Below are 5,239 nucleotides of genomic sequence, written 5' to 3'. Positions count from 1 at the left end.
CAGCCGCACCGCCGAGCCGCGACCGCCACCCCGAGCCGGGGCCGGCCCCGCGCGCCTCCGTGCGCATGCCCGATGATGGGCTCGCGGGCGACCGTGCCCGGACCTAGGCAGAGGAGGGCCGGCGATGGCGTGGGTGGTGCTGGTGCTCTCCGGGGTGCTGGAGGCGGTGTGGGCCACGGCCCTCGACGCGTCACGGGGGTTTCGGCGGCCGGTGCCGACGCTGGTGTTCCTCGTCGCGATGGCGGTCAGCATGGCCGGGCTGGCGTGGGCGATGAACATCCTGCCGACGGGCACGTCGTACGCGGTGTGGGTCGGCATCGGGGCGACGCTGACCGTGCTGTGGGGCTTCGCGCGCGGGGTGGAGCGCCCGACGGTGGCGCGCTGCCTGCTGCTCGTGCTGCTCATCGGCTCGGTCGCGGGCCTGAAGGTGGTGAGCTGACGTGCCGTGGGTCGTGCTGCTCGTCAGCGCCGTCTTCGAGGCGGTGTGGGCGACCGCGCTGGGGCAGTCCGACGGGCTGACGCGCCTGACACCGACACTCGTCTTCCTCGCGGCCCTGACCGTGAGCATGCTCGGCCTCGGTTGGGCCGCGCGGCACATCCCGATCGGCACCGCCTACGCCGTCTGGGTGGGCGTCGGCGCGATGCTCACCGTCACGTGGGCTATGGCCACCGGAAACGAGCCCGTCTCCGGGCCGAAGGTGGTGTTCATCGGCGGGATCATCGCCGCGGTCATCGGCCTCAAGCTCGTGCCCGGCGAGCGCCACGACCCGGAGCACCCGGAGCACCCGGAGCACCCGGAGCACCCGGAGCACCCGGAGCACCCGGAGCACCCGGAGCACCCGGAGCACCCGGAGCACCCGGTCGAGCCTCCCGCGCACCCCTGAGGAGACAGAAACGCCCCCGACCGAAGTCGGGGGCGTTGCCTGAGCCGCTTGTCGGAATCGAACCGACGACCTATTCATTACGAGTGAATCGCTCTGGCCGACTGAGCTAAAGCGGCAGGTGCGCCCGGTCGGGCGCTCACGACAGTATACGGATCGGGTCTGCCGCGCCCAAACCGGCTCGGGGAGCGGCCGACGGGCACCGAACCGACCTCGAACCGGCCCCGAACCGGCACCGCACCGGTCCCGAACCAGCCCTGAGCCAGCCCCTAACCGGCTCCGAGCAGCCTCAGCACTTGAGCCCGTCGTCGGGCGGGGTGCCGTTGATGAGGTAGTTGTCGACGGCCTTGTCGATGCAGTCGTTGGAGCGCATGTAGGCGGTGTGGCCGTCTCCGTCGTAGGTGATCAGGCGCCCGCTCTCGAGCTGGTCGGCGAGCTGCTCGGCCCACTCGTACGGGGTGGCGGGGTCGCGGGTGGTGCCGACGACGACGATCGGGGCGGCGCCGGCGGCGGTGATCTTCTCGGGCTTGCCGGTGGCGGGCACCGGCCAGTAGTCGCACGACACCGAGCCGTAGGCCATGTACGGGCCCCAGGTCGGCGCCTTCTCGGCGAACTGCTGCCCGAGCTGCTGCAGCTGCTGGAAGCTCTGCGGCTGCGACCCGCGGTCGAGGCAGTTGACCGCGGAGATGACCTGCATGATGTTGCCGGGGTAGCTGCCGTCGCTGCTGCGGTCGGCGTACTCCTGGGCCAGGTCGAACAGCTGCGTGCCGTCGCCGCCGTCGGCGGCCCGCAGCGCGTCGGTGAGCGCGTCCCACGACGTCTCGTCGTACATCGCCCGGGCCAGGCCCAGGGTCGCCCAGCCCTCGGTGAGCTGCTTGACCCGCGCGTCGCCGGTGATCGGCAGCGGCTTGGCGTCGAGCCCGCGCAGGAACTCGCGCAGCTGGTTCATGCCGCCGTCGAGGTCGCGGCCCAGCGGGCAGTTGCCCTCCGACGTGCACGCCTGCACGTACGCCCGGGTGGCCGTCTCGAAGCCGGTGGCCTGGCCGATGTTCATCTGCTCGCTGGTGAGGTCGGGCGCGAGTGCCCCGTCGAGCACGAGCCGGCCGGCCCGCTGCGGGAACAGCCCCGCGTACGTGGCGCCCAGGAACGTGCCGTACGACTTACCGAGGTAGCTGAGCTTCTCGTCGCCGAGGGCCGCCCGCAGCACGTCCATGTCTTTGGCGGCGTCGACCGTCGAGACGTGCGGCAGGAGCTGCGGGTACTTCTGCTGACAGGCCTGCCCGAACTGCTGCGCGGACCGCTGCAGGGCCTGGAACTCGGCCTCGTCGTCGGGGGTCGGGTCCATGCCGAGCATCTCGTCGACCTGCGGCGGGTCGAGGCACACGATCGGCTCGGAGTGCCCGACGCCGCGCGGATCGACGCCGACGATGTCGTGGCTGCGGCGCACGTCACTGGAGACGACGAAGTCGGACATGTTCGCGTAGTCGACCGCCGAACCTCCCGGGCCGCCTGGGTTGACCAGCAGCGACGCGCTCTTCTGCCCGGTGGCCGGCACCTTGAGCACCCGCAGCTGGGTGTCACCGGCTCCGGGGTTGTCGTAGTCGATCGGCACCTCGAGCCAGGCGCACCGGGCTCCCTCCATCGCGCCGCTCACCCCGTCGCAGGCACCCCACTGGAGCTGCTGGGTGTAGTACGACGCGAGCTGCTCCTGGCCCTGCGGCGGCGCGGTGGCGCCTCCGGCCTGAGTGGCCCCGGAGCCGGCGTCGGACCCGTTGTCGGAGCCGGTCGAATCACCGGATGTGCTGCAGCCCGCCACGGCCAGCACGAGCGCGCAGACCGCCGAGACGAACCGCCACCGGCTCTGGTGTGCGCGACTCACGTGGGCTCCTTCGATCGTCGGGTGTCTGGCTGATGCAACGGTCGAAAACGACATCCGTGCCGTGCCGGGTTTACCGGGCTCACGCTACCGGCCCGCACCGACAAGACGCCCGCCAGACCCGGCTGGCACCGCATTTCGGACGAGTCACATTGTGTGTCAGTGGATCTCGCGATATGGGTCGGAGCCGCACTAGCCGCGCGGGGCGCGCAGACCGACCGCCATCGCCTCCAGGGCGAGAGCCGGCGGCACGTTGGCGTCGATGCGCTCGCGGGCCGTGGCGATGGCGTCCATCGCCGCCAGCAGCTGCACCGGCGAGCGCGACCGCCGCAGCTTCTCCACCTCGGGGCGCAGGTCCTCGTTGACGAGTTCGACGGGCGCGTCCAGGTGCAGCATGAGGGCGTCGCGGTAGACCGACGTCAGGTCGATGAGGCAGCGGTCGACGATGTCGCGGGCGAAGCGCGTGGCGCGGGTCTTCTGCTCCTTCTCCAGGGCCGCGAGCCGGGCCCGCACCGGAGGCGGCAGCGTGCGGGCCGCGGGGTCGGCGCCGAGGGTCTCCAGCAGCCGGGCGCGCTCGGCGGCGTCTCGTTCCTGGCCCGCGGCGCCCGACTCCTCGTCGGCGATCGAGGCGAGGTCGGCCGCGGCGGCGACCGCGTCGACCGTCGTGTGGATGCGGTTGGCGAGCTTGACGACGTCGCGGCGCCGGATGCGGGCGCCCTCGTCGCGGGCCAGCCGCCGCGCCAACCCGATGTGGCTCTGCGCGGCGCGGGCCGCGTACCGGGCCATCGGCGGGTCGACGCCGTCGCGGCGCACGAGCAGGTCGGCGACCGCGCCCGTCGGCGGGGTGCGCAGCCGCACGTGGCGACTGCGGCTGCGCAGCGTGATGATGACGTCCTCGAGGCTGGGGGCGCACAGCATCCACACGGTGCGGGCCACCGGCTCCTCGATCGCCTTGAGGAGGGCGTCGGCCGCGCGTTCGGTGAGCCGGTCCGCGTCTTCGACGACGATGATCCGCCACGCCCCGACCGAGGGCCGGTGCGCCGAGAGCAACGCGAGCTCGCGGGCCTGCTGCACCTGGATCGACAGCCCCTCGGTGGCGACGAACTCCACGTCGGCATGGGTGCCGTCGAGCGCGGTGCGGCACTCCCGGCAGTGCCCGCAGCCCTGGTCGGGGCACAGCAGCGCCGCCGCGAACGCCCGTGCCGCGTTGCTGCGTCCCGACCCCGGCGGGCCGGTGAACAGCCAGGCGTGGGTCATCCGCTCGGGGTCGGCGACCGCCATCGACAGCGTCGTGACGGTCTGAGACTGCCCGACGAGGTCGTCCCAAACGCTCACCTCGGCCTGCCTCGCTCAGGCGCGCCACCGCCCGCGCCGGAGGGGCCGTCCGAGGAGCCGGAGCCTTGGCGAACCGAGCCGGAACCGCCGCCCTGGCCGGACGAGGAACCGGCCCGGGCCGACCCGTCGCGCACCACGCGCAACCCGGGGGCCGGCGCCTCGATAATCTGCGCGAGCTTCTCGCGCACGGCCCGTGCGAGCTCCTGCGGGGGCCGGGTGGCGTCGAGCACGACGTAGCGGTCCCGCGCTCGCAGCGCCTGGTCGCGGAAGCGCTGGGCGACCTGTTCGTGGAAGGCGACGGACTCCGATTCCATGCGGTCGGCCGGCCCCTGGCGCCGGGCGGCGCCGACGGCCACGGGGACGTCGAGCAGCACGGTGAGGTCGGGCACGAGGCCGGCGGTGGCCCACCGCGACAGCGCTCCGATCTGGCGCACGTCGAGGTCGCGGCCCCCGCCCTGGTAGGCGATCGAGGAGTCGACGTAGCGATCGCAGACCACCCAGCGCCCGCTGTCGAGCGCCGGGATGATGACCCGCTCGACGTGCTCGGCGCGGTCGGCGGCGAACAGCAGCGCCTCGGCGCGGGCCGCGAGGCCGTCGCTGCCGTGCAGCAACACCTCGCGCAGTCGCTGCCCCAACGCCGTGCCGCCGGGCTCGCGGGTGAGCACATGGTCGATGCCTTGCTCCCCCAGCCACTGCGACAGCAATGCGGCCTGCGTGGACTTGCCCGCCCCGTCTCCGCCCTCGAAGACGACGAACAGGCCGGTGTCACCCTCGGGCCCCGACGAGCCTCCCGCCGGCCCACCGGCCGCGTCATCGGGGACTGCGGCGGCCGAGCGCTGGGCGCGGCTCCTGGCGGCGTCGTCGTTGACTGGCGTGGGCATGGTCAGAGCCTAGGTGAGCCCACCGACATGCGTCCCGTAGCCCGCGCCGACGGCCCTCCTTGGCCGGTCACGCACGACTGGGCCGATCGCTGACCGCGCCGGGCCGGCCAAACTGAGCGACCGCACCGGAGCCGGGCACGCACGACCACCAACCGACGGCGTAAGCCACGCCGAAGCCGTCGACGAGCGCCGCCCCGCAGGGCGTCGGCACGAGATCAGGCGCTGCGCCGGCCACCACCCGCCCCGCGACCTGCAGGGCCGCCCGG

6 protein-coding genes and 1 tRNA gene are annotated in these 5,239 nt (G+C 73.3%); 2 read left to right on the top strand and 5 right to left on the bottom strand.

What is annotated here, in order from left to right; translation table 11 throughout:
* Positions 1-124 precede the first annotated feature (124 nt).
* Complete coding sequence (locus PINTE_RS20220; protein WP_068434216.1) at positions 125-439, top strand: DMT family transporter; 315 nt, start codon at positions 125-127, stop codon at positions 437-439.
* Position 440: 1 nt separating this feature from the next.
* Entirely contained in the window at positions 441-884 is a 444-nt protein-coding gene (locus tag PINTE_RS20215; RefSeq protein ID WP_084343858.1) for a DMT family transporter, read from the top strand.
* A 42-nt stretch (positions 885-926) separates the two neighbouring features.
* Here the strand turns inward: PINTE_RS20215 and PINTE_RS20210 are convergent.
* The 5 genes from PINTE_RS20210 to PINTE_RS24055 all read right to left on the bottom strand — a co-directional run.
* Positions 927-1,000, bottom strand: a tRNA-Thr gene (locus tag PINTE_RS20210).
* A gap of 170 nt (positions 1,001-1,170) precedes the next feature.
* Positions 1,171-2,760 (bottom strand): alpha/beta hydrolase, encoded by a 1,590-nt coding sequence (locus PINTE_RS20205; RefSeq protein ID WP_306304874.1) that lies wholly within the window; start codon positions 2,758-2,760, stop codon positions 1,171-1,173.
* Between the two features lie 189 nt (positions 2,761-2,949).
* Complete coding sequence (locus PINTE_RS20200) at positions 2,950-4,092, bottom strand: DNA polymerase III subunit delta' (RefSeq protein ID WP_068434211.1); 1,143 nt, start codon at positions 4,090-4,092, stop codon at positions 2,950-2,952.
* Entirely contained in the window at positions 4,089-4,973 is an 885-nt protein-coding gene (gene tmk / locus PINTE_RS20195; protein ID WP_084343857.1) for a dTMP kinase, read from the bottom strand. The genes PINTE_RS20200 and tmk overlap by 4 nt, the downstream gene beginning before the upstream one ends.
* Before the next feature lie 67 nt (positions 4,974-5,040).
* On the bottom strand, positions 5,041-5,239 hold a 199-nt coding region (locus PINTE_RS24055; protein ID WP_217996666.1), incomplete at its 5' end, for a hypothetical protein.

The organism is Piscicoccus intestinalis NBRC 104926, assembly GCF_001515525.1.
In the GTDB taxonomy this organism is placed as follows: domain Bacteria; phylum Actinomycetota; class Actinomycetes; order Actinomycetales; family Dermatophilaceae; genus Kineosphaera; species Kineosphaera intestinalis.
Note: the sequence above shows the minus strand (reverse complement) of the source record. Positions and strands in the feature narration are given on the sequence as shown.

Bases quoted from the DNA above. Each gene is read 5' to 3' on its own strand.
- tmk (WP_084343857.1), bottom strand. From the start codon at position 4,973: ATGCCCACGCCAGTCAACGACGACGCCGCCAGGAGCCGCGCCCAGCGC.
- PINTE_RS20220 (WP_068434216.1), top strand. From the start codon at position 125: ATGGCGTGGGTGGTGCTGGTGCTCTCCGGGGTGCTGGAGGCGGTGTGG.